This is a genomic window from Bacillus cereus group sp. BfR-BA-01522, assembly GCF_022662635.1.
Taxonomy (GTDB): domain Bacteria; phylum Bacillota; class Bacilli; order Bacillales; family Bacillaceae_G; genus Bacillus_A; species Bacillus_A cytotoxicus.
Map to the genome: position 1 here is coordinate 81,903 of NZ_JAKUDY010000002.1, position 23,450 is coordinate 105,352.

Sequence of the window (23,450 nt, forward strand, 5' to 3'; positions counted from 1 at the left end):
GGCCTTCTCCTAACCATTTTGAAATGAGAGAACCACGCCAATTTCAAAAAGAATGAAAATGCCATATGCCTGTTCCTCCATTCGATAGGAACGGTGTCGTGCTGTTTTTAAGTTTATCGATTCAACTTTGTAACGATAAGGTTTTCCGAATGGACAATTCTATTGAGAGGGGCTTTGTTTTCTAGTATGATGAGAATAACGGGGAAAATACTAGGATGAAGAAGGTTTCAAGTCTATTACTTGGAGGAAGAGAATGAGCAATCGAATTTTAGTTGTTGATGATGAAGAGTTTATCCTAACTTTAATTGAGTTTAATTTACAGCAGGCTGGTTTTGAAGTGATCACAGCAATGGATGGTGAAGTTGCGTTTCAAAAGGCGACAACAGAGCGTCCAGATTTGATTATATTAGATTTAATGCTTCCAAAGATGGATGGAATGGAAGTATGTAAGGAGTTACGTTTGCAGCGCGTTATGACACCTATTCTTATGCTAACTGCAAAAGATGATGAATTTGATAAAGTACTAGGGCTTGAGCTTGGAGCAGATGATTATATGACGAAGCCGTTTAGCCCGAGGGAAGTTGTTGCACGAGTGAAGGCAATTTTACGTCGAACAAAGTTGCAGGAAGAACAAATTCCGGAAGTGCCAGATGAAAATAGCATTATGATTTCTGAACTAAAGATTTTACCAGAATTTTATGAGGCATATTTCAGAGGAGAAAAATTAGAACTTACTCCGAAAGAGTTTGAATTACTTGTTTATCTTGCGAGGAATAAAGGGCGAGTATTAACGCGCGATCAATTATTAAGCGCGGTATGGAATTATGATTTCGCTGGTGATACGAGAATTGTTGATGTTCATATTAGTCATCTGCGCGATAAAATAGAGCACAATACAAAAAAACCAGCGTATATTAAGACAATTCGAGGATTAGGTTATAAATTAGAGGAGCCAAAAGGAGATGAATAAATTTCGCTCCAGGCTTCTTTTTACATTTGTTTCGCTTATTATTTTTATTTTAGTGGGACTTGGTGTACTGTTAGAGACGTTGTTTGAGAATTATTATATCGAGCATACGAAAGAGAGGACGATAAAGGAAACAAGGTATGTTGCTTTATTAGTAGAAGAGTTAGGTATTGATAAGGTCTTACATGCACAGAATGTTTTTACCGAATTAGAAGAACAAATACCGATTTCGATCCTCTTTGTTGATGAAGCGAAAAAGGTTCAATATAGTAAGAGTGATAAGCCGGTGTTTGATCAAAAAATGATTGAGGAGCTTACTTCTGAAACAGCCGGTCAAAAAAGTAAGGTCATTACAAAAGAATCAAAGCAGAGCAATGTATTTTACCATGCTGTATTTGTACAAGATGCGCAAGGAAAGCAAGGATATATTCTCGTGAAAAGTATAATTGAACCTTTAAAAGATGTTCATCAAAAAACATGGGGACTATTAATTGTTGGATTTGTAATTGCTTGTCTTGTAGTTATTTTTCTTGGAATGAAAATTACTGGACAGTATATTCGCCCGATAGAATCTGTTACAAAAGTAGCTATTGAGTTGGCTAAGGGAAATTATAAGGCAAGAGCGTATGAGAGTCATTCTGATGAAACAGGAATGTTAAGCAAAGCAATTAATATTTTAGCCCGTAATTTACAAGAGATGACGTTGGAGCAAGAAATGCAGCAAGATCGCTTACATACGCTGATTGAAAATATGGGAAGCGGTATGATTTTAATTGACAGCCGAGGATATATTAGTCTTGTAAACCGTTCGTATAAAGAGATTTTTCATGTTACAGATGAAGAGTATTTGGATCGTTTATATTATGAATCGTTTCATCACACTGAGATTATTGAACTGGTAGAAGAGATCTTTATGACAGAAGTGAAAGTACGCAAACAAGTGCTGTTGCCGCTTGATATTGAACGAAAGCATTTTGAAGTATATGGCGCACCTATTATTGGGACGAATCATGAGTGGAAAGGGATTGTACTTGTATTTCATGATATAACCGAATTAAAGAAACTTGAGCAAATGAGAAAAGACTTTTTAGCGAATGTTTCTCATGAATTGAAAACACCAATTACTTCTATTAAAGGATTTTCAGAAACATTGCTTGACGGAGCAATGAAGAATCAAAAATTTTGTGAGCATTTCTTACACATTATTTTAAAAGAAAGTGAGCGTATGCAAGACTTGATTGAAGATTTGTTAGATTTGTCGAAAATCGAGCAACAAGGCTTTAAATTAAATATGGGAAATGTGGATATAAAGGACTTGCTGGAAGATATTAAAATGGTGTTAGATAAAAAGGCACAAGATAAAGAGATTGTGTTACAGATGGATGCTATGCAGCATGTATCTGTTATTGGAGATTCCAGCCGCTTGAAGCAAATCTTTATTAATTTAGTTCATAATGCAATTATATATACGCCTGTTGGTGGAACCGTTTCTGTTTCATTATTTGAGGACGAACAGAATGCCTACGTGCAAGTAGCTGATACAGGAATTGGGATTAGTAAAGAAGAAATCCCACGAATCTTTGAGCGTTTTTATCGTGTAGATAAGGCGCGAAGCCGAAATACAGGTGGAACAGGGCTTGGGCTATCTATTGTTAAACATTTAGTGGAAGCTCATCACGGAATGATTACTGTAGAAAGTAAAGTAGGGGAAGGGACAATGTTTACGGTCGCTTTACCAAAAGTAAATCTTTAGATTTTGGTTGAGGGATATTTACATTATATTAACAATAGCTTCATTAAAGATTAACAAAGACCTGTTAATATAATACATGAAAACCCCTTCATCCAAGGAGTAGTAAATTGGGACGAGAATAGATGCTCTGTTCTCGTCACTTCCCTTTTCTGTGAAATATTATATTTTTATGTAATAAGGAAAACCGTTATTTTTCTTCTCTCTCTTAGTCGTGTTAATATAGAGAGAAGGAAAGAACGGTTTTTTTATATGGGAAAGAACAGTTCAATTTTGTATGGGGAGGTTTCAAATTTGGAAAAAAAAGTTGTATTAGTTGATGGAAATAATATCGCATATCGTGCTTTTTTCGCACTACCGCTTTTAAATAACGATAAGGGGATACATACGAACGCAATTTATGGTTTTACAATGATGCTTATGAGGATATTGGAAGAAGAAAAGCCTACGCATATGCTTGTGGCATTTGATGCTGGGAAGACAACATTCCGCCATAAGACATTTAGTGATTATAAGGGGGGACGTCAAAAAACGCCACCTGAACTTTCAGAGCAATTCCCCTTCATTCGCGAATTGTTAGATGCTTTTCGTGTACCTCGTTATGAATTAGAAGACTACGAGGCTGATGATATTATGGGGACGTTAGCGAAAGAAGCAAGTGAACAAGGGGCACAGGTAAAAGTAATTTCCGGAGATAAAGATTTACTTCAACTCGTTTCTGATCATACACGTGTATGTATTCCGCGTAAAGGAATTACAGAAGTGGACGAGTATACAAAAGAGGCACTCTTTGAAAAGTATAACTTATCACCAAAACAAATTATTGATATGAAAGGGCTAATGGGGGACCAATCGGATAACATTCCTGGCGTTCCAGGTGTTGGAGAGAAAACGGCGATTAAACTGTTAACGCAATTTGGGACAGTGGAAGCTGTATATGAAAATCTAGATCAAGTGAGCGGTAAGAAGTTAAAAGAAAAATTAGAGACACATAAAGAGCAAGCATTTATGAGTAAAGAACTTGCGACAATTATTACGGATGCACCTATTACTGTGCATATAGATGATATTGAATATAAAGGATATGAGGCAGGCGACATTATTCCTCTTTTTGAAAATCTAGGTTTTACGTCTTTATTAAATAAGCTTGGGGCTCCTTCTGAAGAAGCTGTTTCAGCTGAATTAGATGATATTTCATTTGAAATTGCTGAAGAAGTAACAGAAGAGATGCTGCAGCAAGATAGTGCAATCATTGTAGAAGTGCAAGAAGAGAATTATCATAAAGCAGACATTCAAGGATTTGGTATTCAAAATGACAATGGCTGTTATTTCATCCCAACGGATATAGCTCTTGCGTCTGAGGCGTTCATAAAATGGCTGAAGGATGAAGAAATGAGAAAGTATACATTTGATGCTAAACGTGCCATTGTAGCACTTAAATGGAAAGGCGTAGAAATTAGAGGGGTTGATTTTGATTTATTAATCGCTGCGTATTTACTTGACCCAGCTGATACAGACAAAGATTTCCGTACGGTAGCAAAAATGAAAGAAACACATGCGGTGAAATCGGATGAAGAAGTGTATGGTAAGGGAGCAAAACGTGCTGTTCCGGCGCAGGAAATTGTTGCGGAACACGTAGCGCGCAAAGTACATGTCTTATATGATGTAAAACAAACATTTATAGATGAATTAGAGAAAAATAAACAATATGAACTGTTCATAAACCTTGAAATGCCGCTAGCGTGCGTCTTAGCTGACATGGAAGTAAAAGGTGTGAAAGTTGATACAGAGCGCTTGCGTAATATGGGAGATGAACTTGCTGGTAGACTAAAGGAAATGGAGCAAGAAATTTATGAGCTTGCTGGTACAGAATTTAATATTAATTCGCCAAAGCAGCTCGGTGTTGTTCTATTTGAGAAGCTGAATTTACCAGTGATTAAAAAGACGAAGACAGGATATTCTACATCAGCTGATGTACTAGATAAGTTGATGGATCATCATGAAATTATTCCAAAGATTTTACATTATCGTCAACTTGGCAAATTGAACTCAACGTATATTGAAGGTCTACTAAAAGTTGTTCATGATGAGTCATCTAAAATTCATACTCGTTTTAATCAAGTATTAACACAAACGGGGCGCTTAAGTTCTACAGAACCGAATTTACAAAATATCCCGATTCGTTTAGAGGAGGGAAGAAAGATTCGCCAGGCTTTTATTCCTTCACAAGAAGGATGGGTTATGTATGCGGCTGATTATTCACAAATCGAATTACGTGTACTGGCACATATTGCAAAAGATAAAGGATTAATAGAAGCATTTCAGCATGATATGGATATTCATACAAAGACAGCAATGGATGTCTTTGGTGTTGAAAAAGATGAAGTAACAGCAAATATGAGACGACAAGCAAAAGCAGTAAACTTTGGGATTGTGTACGGCATTAGCGATTACGGACTTTCACAAAACTTAGGAATTACACGAAAAGCAGCAGGAGAATTTATCGAGAAGTATTTTGCTAGCTTCCCTGGTGTAAAAGAGTATATGGATGAAATTGTCCAAGAAGCGAAACAAAAGGGATATGTTTCTACTTTATTAAATCGCCGTCGTTATATTCCAGAAATTACAAGTCGGAATTTTAATGTGCGTAGTTTTGCTGAGCGTACAGCAATGAATACACCAATTCAAGGCAGTGCCGCTGATATTATTAAAAAAGCAATGATCGTTATGGCAGATCGTTTAGAAGAAGAAGGACTACAAGCGCGTCTTCTTTTACAAGTACACGATGAATTAATCTTTGAAGTGCCAAAAGAGGAAATAGAAAAACTTGAAAAGCTTGTCCCAGAAGTAATGGAACATGCGATTGAACTTGCTGTTCCGCTAAAGGTTGATTATTCATACGGGCCAACTTGGTATGATGCAAAATAAGGAAGTGATAAAATGCCCGAATTACCAGAAGTTGAAAATGTAAGAAGAACACTTGAAAATCTTGTAACAGGAAAAACAATGAAAGATGTAATTGTAACATATCCTAAATTAGTGAAACGACCAGATGATGCAGAGCTTTTTAAAGAACTGTTGCGGGGGGAAACGATTGAACGAATTGAACGAAGAGGAAAATTTCTTCTTTTGTATGTAACAAATTATGTAATTGTTTCACATTTGCGCATGGAAGGGAAATATTTCCTTTGTAAAAGTGATGACCCAGTTGATAAGCATACACATGTACGCTTTCAATTTACGGATGGTACAGAGCTCCATTATAAAGATGTAAGAAAGTTTGGAACGATGCATCTTTTTACAAAGGGAGAGGAATACAAAGAGATGCCGCTTGCTGATTTAGGACCAGAACCATTTGACCCTGAGCTAACAGTGGAGTATTTGCAAAAGAAATTACAAAAGACAAACCGCAAAATAAAAGTTGCATTATTAGATCAGCGACTTTTAGTGGGGCTTGGAAATATATATGTAGATGAAGTGTTGTTCCGTTCCGGTATTTATCCAGAACGAGAAGCTTCATCTCTTGCAAAAAATGAAATCGAAAAGATTCATGCTGCAACAGTAGCAACATTAACAGAAGCAGTGAAGCGGGGTGGCAGCACAATTCGATCGTATATCAATTCACAAGGAGAAATTGGTTCTTTCCAAAATCTGTTGAATGTATACGGAAAAAAAGGTGAACCATGTGTAACATGTGGGACAGCCATTGAAAAAATAGTAGTTGGTGGACGCGGTACGCATTATTGCCCGCATTGTCAGCCGAGAAACTAAGAAAGTGAACATCGGATAGGCATCTATCATATACATACAGCAGAGTTGTGTATAGGAAGGAGCTTGCCGATGTCTCTTTACTTTTCTCTTATTTTATTAGCTTTTACATTAAGTTTGGATAGTTGTAGTGTAGGGCTTACGTATGGGCTGAGGAACGTGCGGATTCCACTGCGCTCCATTATAATCATTGGGATATGCTCAGCAGCAGTAATGCTTGTTTCTATGGGAATCGGAAATATGATTGCGAAAGTATTTTCGCCCATGATTGCAACACGCATCGGCGGGTTTGTTCTTGTCGGAATTGGTGCGTGGGTGTTATATCAGTTTTTTCGAGGCGATAAAAAAGAGGAAATAAAGCAAGAAGAAAAAGTTTGGAAATTAGAAATTGCTTCTCTTGGATTAGTTATTCAAATTTTACGAAAACCAACTGTTGCTGATTTTGACAGGTCAGGGACAATTTCTGCTGGAGAGGCTTTATTACTTGGTATTGCACTTTCAGTAGATTCATTTGGGGCTGGAATAGGCGCATCTTTATTAGGCTATGCACCAGTGATGATGGCGATGCTAGTCGCAGTGATGAGTTCGTTATTTTTATTTATTGGCATGCAAATGGGCACAATGTTATCAAATATGCGGTGGTTACAAAGATTTACTTTCCTGCCTGGAGTGTTACTGATTATTATTGGACTTTGGAAAATATAGAGGCGTGGAACATGAGTTTCACGCCTTATTGTTAAGGAGGAAAACGAATGACAGTTGTAATTGGACTAACAGGAGGTATTGCAAGCGGAAAAAGCACCGTTTCGCAAATGTTACGTGAATGTAACATTCCTGTTATTGATGCGGATATTGTTGCAAGAGAGGTTGTAGAACAAGGGAAACCAGCATATAACAAAATTGTAGAGGTTTTTGGAAAAGAAATATTACAGGAGGATGGAGAATTAAATCGTCAAAAGCTTGGGAGTATTGTGTTTCATAATGAAGAAAAACGAATGCAATTAAATGGAATTGTGCATCCTGCTGTACGCAAAGAGATGAATGAACAAAAGGATCGGTACATAAAAGAAGGAGTACAAGCGGTTGTGTTAGATATTCCTCTTTTGTTTGAAGGGAATTTAACAAATCTTGTAGATTATGTTTTAGTTGTAGCAGTTTCACCGAGTATACAGTTAGAACGTTTAATGAAGCGAAATGGTTTTTCAGAAGAAGAAGCGAAAGTGAGGATTCATTCACAAATGCCGCTAGCAGAAAAGATAACATTAGGAGATAAAGTGATCTATAATGATGGCACAATTGCTGAGACAAAAGAACAATTGCAGCGGATTTTAAAGGAATGGAGCATGATTAACTAAAAAATTTTGAAATTAATGAAAATGTTTAGTGACATATTCCCTTTTTATGTTATACTATTATTGGGATTGGAGATAAATAGTATAACGCATTCAAGGGGGATAACATATTATGATTCGTGTGGCAATTAATGGTTTTGGACGTATTGGAAGAATGGTATTTCGTCAGGCAATAAAAGAAAGCGCATTCGAAATTGTGGCGATTAATGCAAGCTATCCAGCGGAAACATTAGCACATTTGATTAAGTATGATACAATTCATGGAAAGTTTGATGGAACAATTGAAGCATTTGAAGATCATTTACTAGTGGATGGAAAAATGATTCGCCTTCTAAACAATCGCGATCCAAAAGAATTGCCTTGGAAAGAGCTAGGTGTAGAAGTTGTAATTGAAGCAACTGGTAAATTTAATGCAAAAGAAAAAGCGATGCTTCATGTAGAAGCTGGTGCGAAAAAAGTTATTTTAACAGCGCCTGGTAAAAATGAAGATGTAACAGTTGTAGTTGGTGTAAATGAAGAACAATTAGATGTAACAAAACATACAGTTATTTCAAATGCATCTTGTACAACAAACTGTTTAGCACCTGTTGTGAAGGTGTTAGATGAACAGTTCGGAATTGAAAACGGTTTAATGACAACTGTTCACGCTTATACAAATGACCAAAAAAATATTGATAATCCACATAAAGATTTACGAAGAGCACGCGCTTGTGGGCAGTCTATCATCCCTACAACAACAGGAGCTGCAAAAGCATTAGCGAAAGTTCTTCCGCATTTAAATGGAAAACTTCACGGTATGGCGCTTCGCGTGCCAACACCAAACGTGTCACTTGTTGACTTAGTAGTTGATTTAAAACGTGATGTAACAGTTGAGGACATTAATGAAGCGTTTAAAACAGTTGCAAATGGTACAATGAAAGGAATTATTGAGTTCAGTGAAGAGCCTTTAGTTTCTATTGATTTCAATACGAATACACACTCAGCGATTATTGATGGTTTATCCACAATGGTAATGGCTGAACGTAAAGTGAAAGTTCTTGCTTGGTACGATAATGAGTGGGGCTACTCTCGCCGTGTTGTCGATCTTGTGAAATTAGTTACTGCAGAACTAGCAAAACAAGAAAATGTTCAACATATTTAAGTGAAAAAATGAGAAGGCAAGCAATTGCTTGCCTTCTTTTTCCTTTTCAAAAAAATGAAAAAGTTATATGGATATATTATTAAGTAAGATACATACTGAAAAACATTGTGATTACTGTATTTGTGAATCGTTTATTTCATTTTGGGAAAAGTAAAGAAGAGAATTTGACAAAAAATCAAAAAAACTGTTGTTGCAAAATGAAAATAAACAAAGTATACTAACACTCGTAAACTTAAGAGCTGAGGTACGTAGTCACTACTTAAAGGGTTAGGACCTCTCTGGACTAACTTTCCCCCGTGGTAGTGGAGCAAGCCAAATTGCAAATTAGTTTTCAATTCGAACAGTTAGATTAAATTTATAAGGGGGAACTGTAGAATGGATACTATGGACACTATGGGTCGTCACGTAATCGCTGAACTTTGGGATTGCGATTTCGACAAGCTTAATGATATGCCGTTTATTGAACAATTGTTTGTGGATGCAGCGCTAAGAGCTGGTGCTGAAGTACGTGAGGTTGCCTTTCATAAGTTTGCACCGCAGGGTGTAAGTGGAGTTGTAATTATTTCGGAATCACACTTAACAATTCACAGCTTTCCAGAACACGGCTATGCGAGTATTGATGTTTATACTTGCGGGGATCGTATCGATCCAAATGTTGCTGCAGAATATATTGCAGAAGGCTTAAATGCGAAAACGCGCGAGAGCATCGAGCTTCCTCGAGGTACAGGTAGCTTCGAAATTAAGCAAAGAGAAACAAAAGCTCTTTAAAAAAGGACATAATTGATTTAAAATGTAAAGAGGTGTATAATACACCTCTTTTTTTAATTTATATAAAATAAGTTTAAAGTGGTAAGCACAGATAAATAAGTTATATAATGTGGATATATATTTACGTGTAGAGAAATGAAAAAGAGTAAAGATTATTTTGTAAGGGAGTGAATACGTTGCGTTGTCCATCCTGTTTTCATAATGGTACGAGAGTGCTGGATTCACGTCCAGTAGATGAAGGACGCTCTATTCGAAGAAGGAGAGAATGTGAAAGTTGTTTAAACCGATTTACAACATTTGAACGAGTGGAAGAACCACCTCTTATTGTTGTAAAAAAAGAAGGTACACGAGAAGAATTTAATAAAGAAAAGATTTTACGTGGCTTAATTAAAGCTTGTGAAAAACGACCGGTATCTTTAAAGCAATTGGAGGAAGTAACGCAAAATGTAGAGCGTGAGCTTCGGAATCTAGGAATATCGGAAGTAAAAAGCGATATGATTGGTGAAATTGTGATGGAAGCATTAAGGGATATCGATGATGTTGCTTATGTACGATTTGCTTCAGTATATCGCCAATTTAAAGATTTAAATGTGTTTATTGAAGAATTAAAAGATATACTGCAAAAAGAGAGAGAATAAGACGAGGTTTTCACCTCGCGCTGATTGGGTATTATGGCCCGTTATCTTCCTTGTTTCTCTCTAAATCTTAAGGTGGGAGTTTTACTGCCCTAAAATAGCGGGACAAAAATCTGATTTGCGAATAACGGGACAGGAGAGCTAGAAGCGTAAGCTAATAGCTCTTTTTCACTAAGAAGTTCTATAAGGTGAACACATGGTAGATGTTAGGGTAGAATGGATGAAAGAAAGGAATTTCAAGGATGGAAAAACAGTCATGGATGGAGCTATTGCCAATTGATCGTTATAAAGTAAGCGCAAAAGGGTTGTTGCATAGCTATGACCGGAAAGTATTAACCATGCTATACCAACCTTTAGTAGGTAGCAAAGCTTTTAGTTTATACATGACACTATGGGGGGAGTTGGAACAAGATCGCTTGTTTGGTAAAGAGAATACGCACCACTCTCTTATGGTAACCATGCAAATGCAGCTTCCTGAAATATATGAGGAACGAAGAAAGCTAGAAGCAATTGGGCTTTTAAATGTCTATATCAAAAAGGAAAAAGACATTCGTATGTTTATATATGAACTGCAACCACCATTATCTCCAAAACAGTTTTTTGATGATATTGTTTTAAGTATTTTCTTATACAATAGGTTAAGTAGAACGAAGTACAACCAAGTAAAAAAATATTTCTTAGAAGAAACGTTTGATTTTACTTCATATGAGAATATTACGCATTCTTTTAATGATGTATTTGGTTCGTTTAATCCAGAACAGTTTGAACATGTACAAGAAGAACTTCGTATTCCAAAGGTAACAGTGATGCCGAAAAATGAAACAGGAAATGCACCTGCAATTTGGAATGATTTCTTTGATTTTTCACTATTTGTTGAAGGATTATCGGCGCTTGTTCCTAAAAAATCAATTACAGAACAAGTTCGTGAATGCGTGATTACACTAGCTTATGTATACGGAGTGGATGTGTTATCCATGCAAAATATTGTTCTTGGTGCAATGACGGAAATGCAAACAATTGATATGGAACGTCTTCGTAAAGGGGCTCGTGATTGGTATCAATTTGAACATGGACAAGCACTTCCGGTATTAAGTGAACGTGTACAACCTCATTCAGCACGAACAATGGCGGAGAAAGAACCTTCTACGCAAGAAGAGTTGTTAATAAAACAATTAGAAGAAATTTCACCAAAGCAGTTATTAAAAGAAATTTCAGGTGGCGCAGAGGCAACAAAGGCAGATTTACAAATTGTAGAAGATGTTATGTTGAATCAAAAATTAGCACCGGGAGTTGTGAATGTTCTTATTTATTATGTAATGTTGCGTTCTGATATGAAACTTGCTAAAACATATGTTGAAAAGATTGCAGGTCATTGGGCAAGGAAAAAAGTAAGCACAGTATCAGAAGCGATGGCTTTAGCGAAAGAAGAAAATCGTCAATATCAAGAATGGGCGGAGACAAAGAAAAAGGGACGTCCATCGACAAAAACAGTACGAAAAGAAATGGTACCGGATTGGCTGAAAGCAGAATCAAAAGAATCATCGTCAGATAAGAAAAAGGCAAGTTCAAAACGAAAAACGAACAAGCTAGAAGAAGAACGAAAGAGATTAGAAGAAGAATTGAAAAAATATAAGCGTGATTAATAGAGGAGAATGAACGCTCTTTGAGGTGAAAGAATGGAGCATATTCAAAATTCATTTGCAAAATTAATGCAAAATGAAAACTTTAAAAATAGATATGAAATATTGAAAGCAGAAGTTATGGAACATCCGCGTGTAAAGGCATTTATTGAAGAACATAAAGATGAAGTAACAACTTCCATGATCGAGAGAAGTTTAGTGAAACTATATGAATACATTGGCCAAAGTGTTGGGTGTGCGGATTGTCCGAACTTAGAATCGTGTAAAAATATCATTCAAGGATATGAACCGAAATTAATTATTCAAGGTAAAATGATAGACATTCAATATGATCGCTGCGTTCGACAAGTGGCTTACGATGAGAGAAAGAAACAAGAAAAGTTAATTCAAAGTGTATATATGCCAAAGGATATATTGCAAGCTTCTATGTCTTCGCTTGATTTATCAGATGGAGATCGTTTTGAAGCGATACGTGCTGCCAATGAATTTTTAAATGCATATGAACCAGGGAAAAAGGTGCAAGCACTATATTTCTATGGGCCATTTGGTGTAGGGAAAACATTTATTTTAGGAGCAATTGCAAACGAATTAGCGCAGCGAAAGATAAGCTCGATGATTGTCTACTTACCGGAATTTTTACGCGAAATAAAAAGCTCATTACAGAACAATACAATTAGCGAGAAAATTGATGCGGTGAAATATGTACCGGTATTAATGCTAGATGATATTGGAGCAGAGGCGATGTCGAGCTTTGTACGTGATGATGTCCTAGGTGCGATATTGCAGTTCCGAATGCTAGAGAACTTACCAACGTTTTTTACATCTAATTTTGATTTTAAACAATTAGAACATCATTTAACATATACGCAACGTGGAGAAGCGGAAGAGATGAAAGCGGCTCGGATTATGGAACGGATTAAATACCTAGCAAAACCTGTTGCAATTGGTGGTAAGAACCGTCGTCATATGTAAACATATCTCATACCTATGATATGAGATTGCAACGATTCGGATCAAGAATACGAGTTGCGAAGCAAATCGTGACAAAAAGAGTAAGTGGATGCTTGCTCTTTTTTTTATTAAAGCAACCAAAATTCATATGAGCTTGTATCATTTTTTTCCCCTGCCCTTAATATATATAAAATTAGCAAGAAATATCGAGCGAAGAGTAAAAGCTTTCCGGATGGTAGACTCTTTCGCTTCTTCGTAAGAGAAGGCTTTGTTTGGAACGGGGATAAAAGGGGGGACAAAAGTGATTGAAATTTGTTTCGAAGAAAAAAATGAAGCTGTATATGTATATCGACAACTTATGAAAAGGACGGAAGCTTTATATAAAGAAACGAGTATTTATGTAAGTGAAAAGAAAGTAGTAATCCATATTCCGATATGTGAATCGAACTATATTAGAAAAGTTCTGATTCCAGTGCTTCTTTATTTTATTGTGAATATTAAACAAAATGAATGGCTCCGTACGATTTTGAAAGAGAAGTTTTTTTATGAGGATCAAGAAGAGTGTCGCCAAATTTTACATATGGCACATGAGATTTTAAAGGGGAAACGAAAAGGAGTCGCACAAGATTTAACGCAGAAAGAGATGGAGTCTCAAGTTGTTTCTTCGTTAAAAGATTGGCTAAGAGACCCTTTATCCTTTTCATTTTCATCCTACGTTCAATTTCGTCTTCGCGCATATAAAGAGAGGATCAATCGACTCGCTATAGTCGCGATTGATGAATATAAAATGGAGCAGGAATATCAAATGTTTATTGAAATGCTAAGGCAACAAGTAAGTAATAGAAAATCCCGATTGTCTTGTTTGCACCTTGTATTTGATGAAAGTTTTATTTTTTATAATGAAAAAGGAGTACGTTTAAAACAAGAGAAATTAGTGCAGTATATAGATGAAGATTTAGTAAATCAAAAAGATATCTATGTTGATACGAAGGTAATTGCACCGCTTTTGTCGATTGCACCAAAAAAGATTTATTTGTACGCAAAGGAACAGGATCACAATGTGATTATTACCCTGCAAAATGTATTTCAGGAAAGGGTGCAGTTGTATGCATTACATGAATTTGAGCACAATATGAAAAAAATAAAAAATAAGGGTGACGCCCTTGATTTTCTAAGTTTTTGAGCATATAATTACCTACATAAACGAAATATATTGAAATGTCACGATGAGGACATGAGTAATTTACTACGATTTTCAGAGAGGGAAGTATGAAGGTGTGAGCTTCCTAATACGGGTTTATTACTTACCACCTCTGAACTTTAGCAGTGAACGTTTGTCTAGTAATTGCTAACGGACAACACCGTTATGTTGAACTTGAGCAATTAACAGTTTAGTTAATTGGAACAAGGGTGGAACCACGAATTCAACACTCGTCCCTTTTATGGGGATGAGTGTTTTTTATTTTGAGAAGAAGAGGAGTGACCAGTGATGGCAGATGTAGTTAAAATTACTTTCCCTGATGGAGCTGTTAAGGAGTTTCCTAAAGGAATAACAACTGAAGAAATCGCAGCTTCTATTAGCCCAGGCTTAAAGAAAAAAGCTGTGGCTGGAAAATTGAATGATGAGATGCTTGATCTTCGTACACCAATTGAAAAAGACGGTGCAATTTCAATTGTTACATTAGATTCTGAGGATGGTTTATATATTTTACGCCATTCAACAGCTCATCTATTAGCTCAAGCGTTAAAACGTTTATATAAAGATGTGAAGCTTGGTATTGGACCAGTAATCGAAAACGGCTTCTATTATGATATTGATATGGAAGAAGCAATTACCGTTGAAGATTTCCCAAAAATTGAAAAAGAAATGCAAAAGATTGTAAATGAAAACTTAGAAATTGTTCGTCATGAAGTGCCTCGCGCCGAAGCTCTTCGTCGTTATGAGGAAATTAATGATGAACTAAAATTAGAATTGATTAACGACCTTCCAGAAGATGCTGTTATTTCAATTTATGAACAAGGCGAATTCTTCGATCTTTGCCGCGGTGTGCATCTTCCATCTACAGGGAAGATTAAAGTGTTTAAATTGTTAAGCGTTGCAGGTGCTTACTGGCGCGGTGATAGCAACAATAAAATGCTACAACGTATTTACGGTACTGCATTCGTGAAGAAAGCAGAATTAGATGAACATATGCGTATGCTTGAAGAAGCAAAAGAACGTGATCATCGTAAATTAGGTAAAGAGTTGAAATTATTTACAAATAATCAAAAAGTGGGACAAGGTTTACCTCTTTGGTTACCAAAAGGTGCAACAATTCGCCGTATTATTGAGCGCTACATTGTTGATAAAGAGGTAAGCTTAGGTTATAACCACGTATATACTCCAGTATTAGGAAGCAGAGAACTTTACGAAACTTCTGGTCACTGGAATCACTATCGTGATGGCATGTTCCCATCTATGCAGATGGATAATGAAGAATTAGTTCTTCGTCCAATGAACTGTCCTCATCATATGATGGTTTATAAAAACGACATTCACAGTTATCGTGAATTACCAATCCGCATTGCAGAACTTGGAACAATGCATCGTTATGAAATGTCTGGTGCGTTATCTGGACTACAACGTGTACGTGGAATGACTTTAAATGATGCACATATCTTCGTCCGTCCAGATCAAATTAAAGAAGAGTTAAAACGTGTTGTGAACTTAACTTTAGAAGTATACAAAGACTTTGGTTTAGAAAATTATTCATTCCGTCTATCTTACCGCGATCCAGAAGATACTAAAAAGTACTATGCGGATGATGAAATGTGGGAAAAAGCACAAGGAATGTTAAAAGAAGCAATGGACGAAATGGGACTTGAATACTATGAAGCTGAAGGTGAAGCGGCATTCTATGGTCCAAAACTTGATGTTCAAGTTCGTACTGCACTTGGAAAAGACGAGACACTGTCAACAGTTCAATTAGACTTCTTACTTCCAGAGCGTTTTGAATTAACTTACGTTGGTGAAGACGGAAAACAACATCGTCCAGTAGTTATTCACCGAGGTGTCGTATCTACTATGGAACGATTCGTTGCTTTCTTAATTGAAGAGTATAAAGGTGCATTCCCAACTTGGTTAGCACCAGTTCAAGTACAAGTTATTCCAGTTTCTCCGCAAGTGCACTTAGACTATGCGAAGAAAGTGCAAGAAGAATTGCAACGTGCTGGTATTCGTGTTGAAGTAGATACACGTGAAGAAAAAATTGGTTACAAAATCCGTGAAGCACAAATGCAAAAAATTCCATACATGCTTGTAGTAGGTGATAATGAAGTTGCTGAAAATGGCGTGAATGTACGTAAATATGGTGAACAAAAATCAGAAACAATTGCATTAGATGCCTTTGTTGATATGATTAAAGTTGAAGGGAAACGATAAGAAAGTCGCGGCATGCCGCGACTTTCTTGCTGAATACATATAGTAATGAAATGATACTAATCATAAAAAAGTATTGCATGTATTCGTGTTGTTTGTTACAATGTTTCTTGTTGTTAGGAAAACGTGTCTTCTTGACAGACATTATATCCTATGGTAAACTCATCAAGGATAATAGAATATTGTTTTGTAGAGCAAGTAGAAGCACCCGCTTCTCACCTGATTGACGCATTCGCAGTTAACAGGTAAATGTATTTCTTACGTAAGATAGTACAAGTGTGGGTGTCGTATGCCCGCACTTTTTTTGTTCGGGTTCTATGACTGCAAACATATTCTGAGAAAATCTTGGAGGTGGCTTACTATTAGCAAGGATATGATGATTAACGAGCAAATTCGTGCTCGTGAAGTACGTTTAGTTGGTGCAAATGGTGATCAACTTGGTATTAAGTCTCGTAATGACGCTTTAGATATGGCTGCAAATCTTAATCTTGATTTAGTATTAGTTGCTCCAAATGCGAAACCGCCAGTATGCCGCATTATGGATTATGGTAAATTCCGCTTTGAGCAACAAAAGAAAGAAAAAGAGCAGCGTAAAAATCAAAAAGTAATTAGCATGAAAGAAGTTCGTTTAAGTCCAACAATTGATGAACATGACTTTAACACAAAACTTCGCAACGCTCTTAAATTTTTAGGTAAAGGCGACAAAGTTAAAGCATCTATTCGCTTTAAAGGACGTGCCATTACTCATAAAGAAATCGGTCAACGTGTCTTAGATCGTTTCGCGGAAGCTTGTGCTGAAGTAGGAACAATTGAATCTAAGCCTAAAATGGAAGGACGTAGCATGTTCTTAATTTTAGCACCGAAAAACGATAAGTAATAGATAGAGGAGGAAATACCTATGCCTAAACAAAAAACTCATCGCGGCGCTGCAAAGCGTTTCAAAAAAACTGGATCTGGTAAACTTAAACGTGATCACGCTTATACTAGCCACTTATTTGCAAATAAGTCTACAAAAGCGAAACGTAAACTACGTAAAGCTGGTCTAGTAAGTGCTGGTGACTACAAACGTATCCGTCAAATGCTTGACAACTTAAAATAAGTTCGGTTGATATATAGAACACACTAGGAGGTAATATTATGCCAAGAGTAAAAGGTGGTACAGTTACTCGTAAACGTCGTAAAAAAATGATTAAATTAGCGAAAGGTTACTACGGTTCTAAACATACTTTATTCAAAGTTGCTAACCAACAAGTAATGAAGTCTTTATTATATGCGTTCCGTGACCGTCGCCAAAAGAAACGTGACTTCCGTAAATTATGGATCACTCGTATTAACGCAGCAGCTCGCATGAATGGTCTTTCTTACAGCCGCTTAATGCACGGTTTAAAACTTGCTGGTATCGAAGTTAACCGTAAAATGCTTGCTGACTTAGCTGTTCATGACGAAAAAGCTTTCGCTGAATTAGCAACAGTTGCAAAAAACAACTTAAAATAATTGCTTGAAAACCTTAGAAGATTTTCTTCTAAGGTTTTTTTATGTGTTCCTAAGATTAACCTATCTGGAAATGAAGAAAAGAAGTAGATATATGAAAAAGGAGCCTTAGTAGAGCTCGCAAAAAACTTGATGAGGAAGAAAAAGTAGAAGCGATGATAGAAACACGTCATCTTGATGGAATAAACGGAAAAATGTGTATAAATTTTATAATTATGTAATAAAACGTCAAGAGGGACTTCTCTAACTTTTTTATTGCTTCTGAAAGGTATCTTTTCTAGTAGAAACGACACTGTTATAATGTAAAGATAATATAGAAGTATTATCATATCATTTACTGATGATTGAAATGTATTCATGATTTAAGGACAAGATATTTCATAAGGGAATAGAAAGCGAAATAGGTAATAAGGGTAGGGCTTTTAGCTTATGTGAAATATGAGATGAAACAACATTGTCTTTGTGCGATGTTAGAGGAGGACGATGGAATGGATTTACTACAGCTATTTAAATTGCAAAAAGAATTAGATGATCATATTACAAAAGAACATGACTTACAGCCGAAGAAGCTATTAAAAGAAAAAATGTTAGCGCTCCTTGTTGAAATTGGAGAACTTGCAAATGAAACGCGTTGTTTTAAATATTGGAGTACAAAGCCAGCATCTGAACGTGAAGTCATACTAGAAGAATATGTAGATGGTTTACATTTTATTTTATCAATTGGTATTGATTTAGGAATTGATAAGAACTTTCTATTTTATAAATGTGCACAAACGAATAAAACACAGGTGGAAAGTTTCTTAGACACATATGCAAAAGTAATTCGTTTCACGGATCAACCGTCTATTACAAACTATATCGAATTATTTACAAGCTATCTTCGTCTTGGACAAGTTCTTGAATTTAGTCAAGAAGAAATTGAAAAAGCATATTTGGATAAAAATAAAGTGAATCATCAACGTCAAACGCAAGGATATTAATGGATGAAGGCTTATAATCAGTGGAGCATAAAGAAAATCTCCACTGATTAAAGTTTCACTTTGTTTTTTTGAATATTTCAATTTACTTATTATATAATAGGTTAAATGAAGAAAAAGGAGGGATTGACAATGCAAAAGTTAGATAAAACATTGACAATGCTGAAAGAACTAACAGATGCGCGCGGTATTGCGGGAAATGAGCGTGAGCCACGTGAAGTAATGAAAAAGTACATTGAACCGTTTGCGGATGAACTTTCTACAGATAATTTAGGAAGTTTAGTTGCTAAAAAGGTAGGAGAAGAAAACGGTCCGAAAATTATGGTAGCTGGTCATTTAGATGAAGTGGGCTTTATGATTACACAAATCGATAATAAAGGTTTTCTTCGTTTTCAAACGGTAGGTGGCTGGTGGTCACAAGTTATGCTTGCACAGCGTGTAACAATTATAACGTGCAAAGGGGATATAACAGGTGTAATTGGTTCAAAACCACCACACATTTTATCAGCAGAAGCTCGTAAAAAACCAGTTGAAATTAAGGACATGTTCATCGATATCGGTGCTTCTAGCAAAGAAGAAGCAATGGAATGGGGCGTACGACCAGGAGATCAAGTTGTACCATATTTCGAATTCCAAGTGATGAAAAATGAAAAACTGCTGCTTGCAAAAGCGTGGGATAACCGCATTGGTTGTGCTATTACGATTGATGTATTAAGACAATTAAAAGATGAAAAACATCCAAACATTGTATACGGTGTTGGAACAGTTCAAGAAGAAGTAGGACTGCGCGGTGCGAAAACGTCAGCAAACTATATTAAACCCGACATTGCGTTTGCAGTAGATGTTGGAATTGCTGGCGATACACCGGGAGTAACAGAAAAAGAAGCGCAAAGTAAAATGGGAGATGGGCCACAAATCATTTTATATGATGCATCTGTCATTGGTCATACTGGGCTTCGTAATTTCGTAGTGGATGTTGCTGATGAGCTAGATATTCCATATCAATACGACTTTGTAGCTGGAGGCGGAACTGATGCAGGGGCGATTCATATTTCTGTAAATGGTATTCCATCTATGGCAATTACAATTGCAACTCGTTACATTCACTCTCATGCTGCTATGTTGCATCGTGACGATTATGAAAATGCAGTGAAACTCATTGTAGAAGTGATTAAACGTCTTGATAAAGAGGCTGTACATAATATTACATTTGATTAAACAAAAAGCGAAGAGATGTCTCTTCGCTTTTTGTTATTTAAAAAGGGCGCTCTAATCCAGCTGCAGTATGTACTCCTAAAATGATTAAACGCGTTAATTGAAGTGCCATAAAGTGAGGTGTGTAAATCATTCCCTTTTTGAGCCAAGACATAATGATGCCAAGGTGAGCGCCAGTGATATAGCTAATAAGAATATCACGTGGAACGATAAGTTTTTCATCATTTGGCTGTGCGATGGATAAACTTAAAGTTAAATGAGTTTGAATGGTTTTCATCATTTTATATGCATAATTGCCAGCTGCTTGATCACCGAGCATAACGCGATAAAACTTTTCGTTTTTTGCGATATGTTCAAATAGAGCTAAAAAGCTTGGGTGTGGTGAATCAAATGTGAGCTGAAAATCTTCTTTATTTCGCTTTTTTGGTTTAATTGCTTCAGTTAGTGTTTCTAACATTTCAGTAATCGTTTTTTCAAGCAGGTCGTATTTATCATGATAATGACTATAAAAAGTAGCACGATTAACAGGAGCGCGTTCCGCAATGTGCTGCACGGTTACATTTTCAAAACCTTTTTCGCCTACTAAAGTAATAAAAGCATCCTGTATGAGCTGTTTCGTTCGTTTTACACGTGGATCATTTGTATTTTTAATAGACATTTTTGTTTCTCCTTGTTGAGTTTTATTTATTTAATCAACATATACATAATTAAATGTTGGGTAAACAACATATATGCTTAATTTGTCGGTTGTAGATTTGAAATAATTATTTATAATTATAAACGATATTCCTTTAGAAAACAGCACCACTCGTATGATGGATAGAAAAGCTTACTTTATCATGCAAAAGGTGTGCTTTTTTTGTTTAATTGTTAATATAATTAATAATTAAACAATATAAACAAAAGGATAGAAATCGTTTAGAGAAAAATTATATTCGATATAAGGAGAGAAAAGCAATGAATCAATTTCGAAGAATGGTGATGATCAACATCATCACATTAATCGTATTAGTTGGCGGCGGTATCGGTGGTTACTACTACTACAACCAATCCGAAAACTATTTAAAGACAGAGAATGCGAAAATTGATGGGAAAGTAATTCCAATTGCATCACCAGTAGCAGGGAAATTAACAGAATGGCAAGCAGAAGTAGGTAAAAGCTACAATGAAAATGATAAACTAGGTGCCGTTACGACATCAGGTTCAAATGGTGAACAAACAATGGATGTGACAATTCCACAAGGTGCAACAGTTGTACAATCTAATGCAACAACAAATGCTTTTGTTGGGGCAGGTAGCCCAATTGCATACGCATTTGATATGAATGATCTATGGGTAACAGCAAACATTGAAGAAACAGATATTGATGATGTACAAAAAGGACAAGAAGTAGATGTATATGTTGATGCGTATCCTGATACAACATTAACAGGAAAAGTAGAACAAATTGGTTTAACAACAGCAAATACGTTCTCGATGTTACCATCAAGCAATTCAACAGCAAATTATACAAAAGTGACACAAGTAGTACCGGTTAAAATTTCTTTAGACCACAGTAAGTCAGTAAATATTGTTCCTGGAATGAATGTGACAGTTCGTATTCATAAATAAGGGGGGGAGATAAAATGTCCTCATCTTTAATAGTAGGATATGCTATATTTTGTATTATCGTCTTCTTCCTGGTAAATCGTCTTTTTAGAAAGAAAAAAACAAACGCGGGAGAAGAGAAGGTCCCAGCCGTAAGTAAAATAGAAACGAAGCAACCGGAACAAAAAGCTTCCAATCTTGTAGAATTAGAAGCAGCTAAGAAAGAAGTACCCAAAAAGCATTTGCCAATAGAAAATGTAAATGTAAAAGCAGTTGTGACAGTATTGATTCTTGGCATGTTTGTTTCGATTTTAAACCAAACGATTATTAATGTTGCTTTGCCACCATTAATGAATGAATTTAATGTCTCAACTTCAACAGCGCAATGGTTAATTACAGGATTTATGCTTGTAAACGGGATTTTAGTCCCAATCAGTGCCTTTTTAGTATCGCGCTTTACGTATCGTAATTTATTTATAGCAGCAATGGTATTTTTTACAGTAGGTTCTATTATTTGTGCTATATCTGGAAACTTTACGATGATGATGATAGGCCGTGTAATTCAAGCAGTTGGTGCAGGTGTTTTAATGCCAATTGGTATGAATATTTTTATGACACTGTTCCCTCCCCATAAGCGAGGAGCTGCGATGGGATTATTAGGGGTAGCGATGATTTTAGCACCAGCTATTGGACCGACTGTAACAGGTTGGGTCATTGAAAATTACAGCTGGAACTTAATGTTCTATGTGATGTTTGTGATTGGCCTAATCATTACTTTATTATCATTAAAATTCTTTACACTAGCACAGCCAGTATCGAAAGCGAAATTGGATTTATTTGGTGTAATTAGCTCAAGTATTGGACTTGGTAGCTTATTATATGGATTTAGTGAAGCCGGCAATAATAGTTGGAGCAGTACAGAAGTTGTTGTTTCTCTGATCATCGGTACAATTGGTCTTGCATTGTTTATTTGGAGAGAAATGACGACGGATAATAAAATGTTGGATTTACATGTATTTAAGTATCCAACATTTACTTTCACATTGTTAATTAACGCAATTGTAACAATGGCGCTATTTGGAGGTATGTTATTACTTCCTGTCTATCTGCAAAATATTCGTGGTTTTACGCCAATTGAATCCGGTCTACTGCTTCTTCCAGGATCATTAATTATGGGGATTATGGGACCGATTGCAGGGAAACTATTTGATAAGTATGGCATTCGTCCCTTAGCAATCATTGGGTTAGCAATTACAACATATGCAACATATGAATTTACGAAATTAACAATGGAGACACCATATAGTGTAATCATGAGAGACTACATCATACGTTCAATCGGAATGTCGTTTATTATGATGCCAATTATGACAGCTGGTATGAATGCGTTGCCGATGAAATTGATTTCGCATGGTACAGCAACACAAAATACGTCAAGACAAGTCGCCGGTTCAATTGGTACAGCGATTTTAATTACAATTATGACGCAGCAAACAAACTATCACGTAGCAGATTACGGAAATATGTTAACAACGACAAATCCGATTTTAGTTGATAAAGTACACGGAATGGGACAAAGCTTAGCAGCTTTAGCTGGTTCCGCACAAGCTGGAGATGTGATGAGTACGCAACTATTATACGGACAAATTTCAAAGCTATCTGCAATTAACGGTATTAATGATGCGTTCTTAATTGCAACCATATTAGCGGGTATTGCCTGGGTATTATCATTCTTCTTGAAATCAGGTAATAAGCCAAATCGAAAAGCAGGGAATTAATGTCCCTGCTTT

Annotated in this window: 21 protein-coding genes and 2 other annotated features; of the genes, 20 read left to right on the plus strand and 1 reads right to left on the minus strand. The window is 36.2% G+C overall.

The window, feature by feature from the left end; all coding sequences use genetic code 11:
• Positions 1–253 precede the first annotated feature (253 nt).
• From MR059_RS03120 to MR059_RS03205, 18 genes are all read left to right on the plus strand, one after another.
• Positions 254–970 carry a response regulator transcription factor gene (locus MR059_RS03120; RefSeq protein ID WP_012095734.1) on the plus strand — a complete coding sequence of 239 codons (717 nt, stop codon included), beginning with the start codon at positions 254–256 and terminating at the stop codon, positions 968–970.
• Positions 963–2,720, plus strand: coding sequence for a two-component system histidine kinase PnpS (pnpS, locus tag MR059_RS03125; protein ID WP_087099275.1), 1,758 nt, complete (start codon positions 963–965; stop codon positions 2,718–2,720). The genes MR059_RS03120 and pnpS overlap by 8 nt, the downstream gene beginning before the upstream one ends.
• A 291-nt stretch (positions 2,721–3,011) precedes the next feature.
• A complete protein-coding gene (gene polA, locus MR059_RS03130; RefSeq protein WP_140388440.1) occupies positions 3,012–5,645 on the plus strand; it encodes a DNA polymerase I in 2,634 nt (877 codons plus the stop codon).
• A gap of 12 nt (positions 5,646–5,657) precedes the next feature.
• Positions 5,658–6,488 carry a DNA-formamidopyrimidine glycosylase gene (gene mutM, locus MR059_RS03135; protein WP_012095731.1) on the plus strand — a complete coding sequence of 277 codons (831 nt, stop codon included), beginning with the start codon at positions 5,658–5,660 and terminating at the stop codon, positions 6,486–6,488.
• 69 nt (positions 6,489–6,557) lie between these two features.
• Complete coding sequence (gene ytaF / locus MR059_RS03140) at positions 6,558–7,190, plus strand: sporulation membrane protein YtaF (protein ID WP_012095730.1); 633 nt, start codon at positions 6,558–6,560, stop codon at positions 7,188–7,190.
• A gap of 47 nt (positions 7,191–7,237) precedes the next feature.
• Entirely contained in the window at positions 7,238–7,840 is a 603-nt protein-coding gene (gene coaE, locus MR059_RS03145) for a dephospho-CoA kinase (RefSeq protein WP_012095728.1), read from the plus strand.
• A gap of 109 nt (positions 7,841–7,949) precedes the next feature.
• Positions 7,950–8,978, plus strand: a complete 1,029-nt coding sequence (locus MR059_RS03150) for a glyceraldehyde-3-phosphate dehydrogenase (RefSeq protein ID WP_012095727.1) — start codon at positions 7,950–7,952, stop codon at positions 8,976–8,978.
• A gap of 384 nt (positions 8,979–9,362) precedes the next feature.
• Positions 9,363–9,746, plus strand: coding sequence for an adenosylmethionine decarboxylase (speD, locus tag MR059_RS03155; protein WP_176371956.1), 384 nt, complete (start codon positions 9,363–9,365; stop codon positions 9,744–9,746).
• A gap of 176 nt (positions 9,747–9,922) precedes the next feature.
• Positions 9,923–10,384, plus strand: a complete 462-nt coding sequence (gene nrdR, locus MR059_RS03160) for a transcriptional regulator NrdR (RefSeq protein ID WP_012095725.1) — start codon at positions 9,923–9,925, stop codon at positions 10,382–10,384.
• A gap of 239 nt (positions 10,385–10,623) precedes the next feature.
• A complete protein-coding gene (locus MR059_RS03165; RefSeq protein WP_012095724.1) occupies positions 10,624–12,024 on the plus strand; it encodes a replication initiation and membrane attachment family protein in 1,401 nt (466 codons plus the stop codon).
• Between the two features lie 33 nt (positions 12,025–12,057).
• Positions 12,058–12,993 (plus strand): primosomal protein DnaI, encoded by a 936-nt coding sequence (dnaI, locus tag MR059_RS03170; protein WP_012095722.1) that lies wholly within the window; start codon positions 12,058–12,060, stop codon positions 12,991–12,993.
• 280 nt (positions 12,994–13,273) lie between these two features.
• Complete coding sequence (gene ytxC / locus MR059_RS03175; RefSeq protein ID WP_048724075.1) at positions 13,274–14,155, plus strand: putative sporulation protein YtxC; 882 nt, start codon at positions 13,274–13,276, stop codon at positions 14,153–14,155.
• Positions 14,156–14,186: 31 nt separating this feature from the next.
• Positions 14,187–14,414, plus strand: a binding site (T-box leader).
• 47 nt (positions 14,415–14,461) lie between these two features.
• A complete protein-coding gene (thrS, locus tag MR059_RS03180) occupies positions 14,462–16,393 on the plus strand; it encodes a threonine--tRNA ligase (RefSeq protein WP_012095720.1) in 1,932 nt (643 codons plus the stop codon).
• Positions 16,394–16,580: 187 nt separating this feature from the next.
• Positions 16,581–16,701 (plus strand) — a sequence feature (ribosomal protein L20 leader region).
• Between the two features lie 62 nt (positions 16,702–16,763).
• A complete protein-coding gene (gene infC, locus MR059_RS03185) occupies positions 16,764–17,267 on the plus strand; it encodes a translation initiation factor IF-3 (RefSeq protein WP_109090154.1) in 504 nt (167 codons plus the stop codon).
• 21 nt (positions 17,268–17,288) lie between these two features.
• Positions 17,289–17,489 carry a 50S ribosomal protein L35 gene (gene rpmI / locus MR059_RS03190; protein ID WP_012095718.1) on the plus strand — a complete coding sequence of 67 codons (201 nt, stop codon included), beginning with the start codon at positions 17,289–17,291 and terminating at the stop codon, positions 17,487–17,489.
• 38 nt (positions 17,490–17,527) lie between these two features.
• Complete coding sequence (gene rplT / locus MR059_RS03195) at positions 17,528–17,884, plus strand: 50S ribosomal protein L20 (protein WP_012095717.1); 357 nt, start codon at positions 17,528–17,530, stop codon at positions 17,882–17,884.
• A 485-nt stretch (positions 17,885–18,369) separates the two neighbouring features.
• Positions 18,370–18,861: a dUTP diphosphatase gene (locus MR059_RS03200; protein WP_041810065.1), complete on the plus strand. Its 492-nt coding sequence runs from the start codon at positions 18,370–18,372 to the stop codon at positions 18,859–18,861.
• Positions 18,862–18,990: 129 nt separating this feature from the next.
• Positions 18,991–20,076 (plus strand): M42 family metallopeptidase, encoded by a 1,086-nt coding sequence (locus tag MR059_RS03205; protein ID WP_012095715.1) that lies wholly within the window; start codon positions 18,991–18,993, stop codon positions 20,074–20,076.
• 37 nt (positions 20,077–20,113) lie between these two features.
• Here the strand turns inward: MR059_RS03205 and MR059_RS03210 are convergent, their stop codons facing one another.
• Positions 20,114–20,731 (minus strand): TetR/AcrR family transcriptional regulator, encoded by a 618-nt coding sequence (locus MR059_RS03210; protein ID WP_012095714.1) that lies wholly within the window; start codon positions 20,729–20,731, stop codon positions 20,114–20,116.
• 299 nt (positions 20,732–21,030) lie between these two features.
• On the opposite strand from MR059_RS03210, the gene MR059_RS03215 reads away from it, so the two are divergent.
• Both MR059_RS03215 and MR059_RS03220 read left to right on the plus strand, forming a co-directional pair.
• Positions 21,031–21,684 (plus strand): HlyD family secretion protein, encoded by a 654-nt coding sequence (locus MR059_RS03215; protein ID WP_012095713.1) that lies wholly within the window; start codon positions 21,031–21,033, stop codon positions 21,682–21,684.
• 14 nt (positions 21,685–21,698) lie between these two features.
• Positions 21,699–23,438, plus strand: a complete 1,740-nt coding sequence (locus MR059_RS03220) for a DHA2 family efflux MFS transporter permease subunit (protein ID WP_012095712.1) — start codon at positions 21,699–21,701, stop codon at positions 23,436–23,438.
• Positions 23,439–23,450: the final 12 nt, after the last annotated feature.

Coding starts and splice junctions, on each gene's coding strand:
- MR059_RS03120 (WP_012095734.1), top strand. CDS start 254: ATGAGCAATCGAATTTTAGTTGTTGATGATGAAGAGTTTATCCTAACT.
- pnpS (WP_087099275.1), top strand. CDS start 963: ATGAATAAATTTCGCTCCAGGCTTCTTTTTACATTTGTTTCGCTTATT.
- mutM (WP_012095731.1), top strand. CDS start 5,658: ATGCCCGAATTACCAGAAGTTGAAAATGTAAGAAGAACACTTGAAAAT.
- ytaF (WP_012095730.1), top strand. CDS start 6,558: ATGTCTCTTTACTTTTCTCTTATTTTATTAGCTTTTACATTAAGTTTG.
- coaE (WP_012095728.1), top strand. CDS start 7,238: ATGACAGTTGTAATTGGACTAACAGGAGGTATTGCAAGCGGAAAAAGC.
- MR059_RS03150 (WP_012095727.1), top strand. CDS start 7,950: ATGATTCGTGTGGCAATTAATGGTTTTGGACGTATTGGAAGAATGGTA.
- speD (WP_176371956.1), top strand. CDS start 9,363: ATGGACACTATGGGTCGTCACGTAATCGCTGAACTTTGGGATTGCGAT.
- MR059_RS03165 (WP_012095724.1), top strand. CDS start 10,624: ATGGAAAAACAGTCATGGATGGAGCTATTGCCAATTGATCGTTATAAA.
- dnaI (WP_012095722.1), top strand. CDS start 12,058: ATGGAGCATATTCAAAATTCATTTGCAAAATTAATGCAAAATGAAAAC.
- thrS (WP_012095720.1), top strand. CDS start 14,462: ATGGCAGATGTAGTTAAAATTACTTTCCCTGATGGAGCTGTTAAGGAG.
- infC (WP_109090154.1), top strand. CDS start 16,764: ATGATGATTAACGAGCAAATTCGTGCTCGTGAAGTACGTTTAGTTGGT.
- rpmI (WP_012095718.1), top strand. CDS start 17,289: ATGCCTAAACAAAAAACTCATCGCGGCGCTGCAAAGCGTTTCAAAAAA.
- rplT (WP_012095717.1), top strand. CDS start 17,528: ATGCCAAGAGTAAAAGGTGGTACAGTTACTCGTAAACGTCGTAAAAAA.
- MR059_RS03200 (WP_041810065.1), top strand. CDS start 18,370: ATGGATTTACTACAGCTATTTAAATTGCAAAAAGAATTAGATGATCAT.
- MR059_RS03205 (WP_012095715.1), top strand. CDS start 18,991: ATGCAAAAGTTAGATAAAACATTGACAATGCTGAAAGAACTAACAGAT.
- MR059_RS03210 (WP_012095714.1), bottom strand. CDS start 20,731: ATGTCTATTAAAAATACAAATGATCCACGTGTAAAACGAACGAAACAG.
- MR059_RS03215 (WP_012095713.1), top strand. CDS start 21,031: ATGAATCAATTTCGAAGAATGGTGATGATCAACATCATCACATTAATC.
- MR059_RS03220 (WP_012095712.1), top strand. CDS start 21,699: ATGTCCTCATCTTTAATAGTAGGATATGCTATATTTTGTATTATCGTC.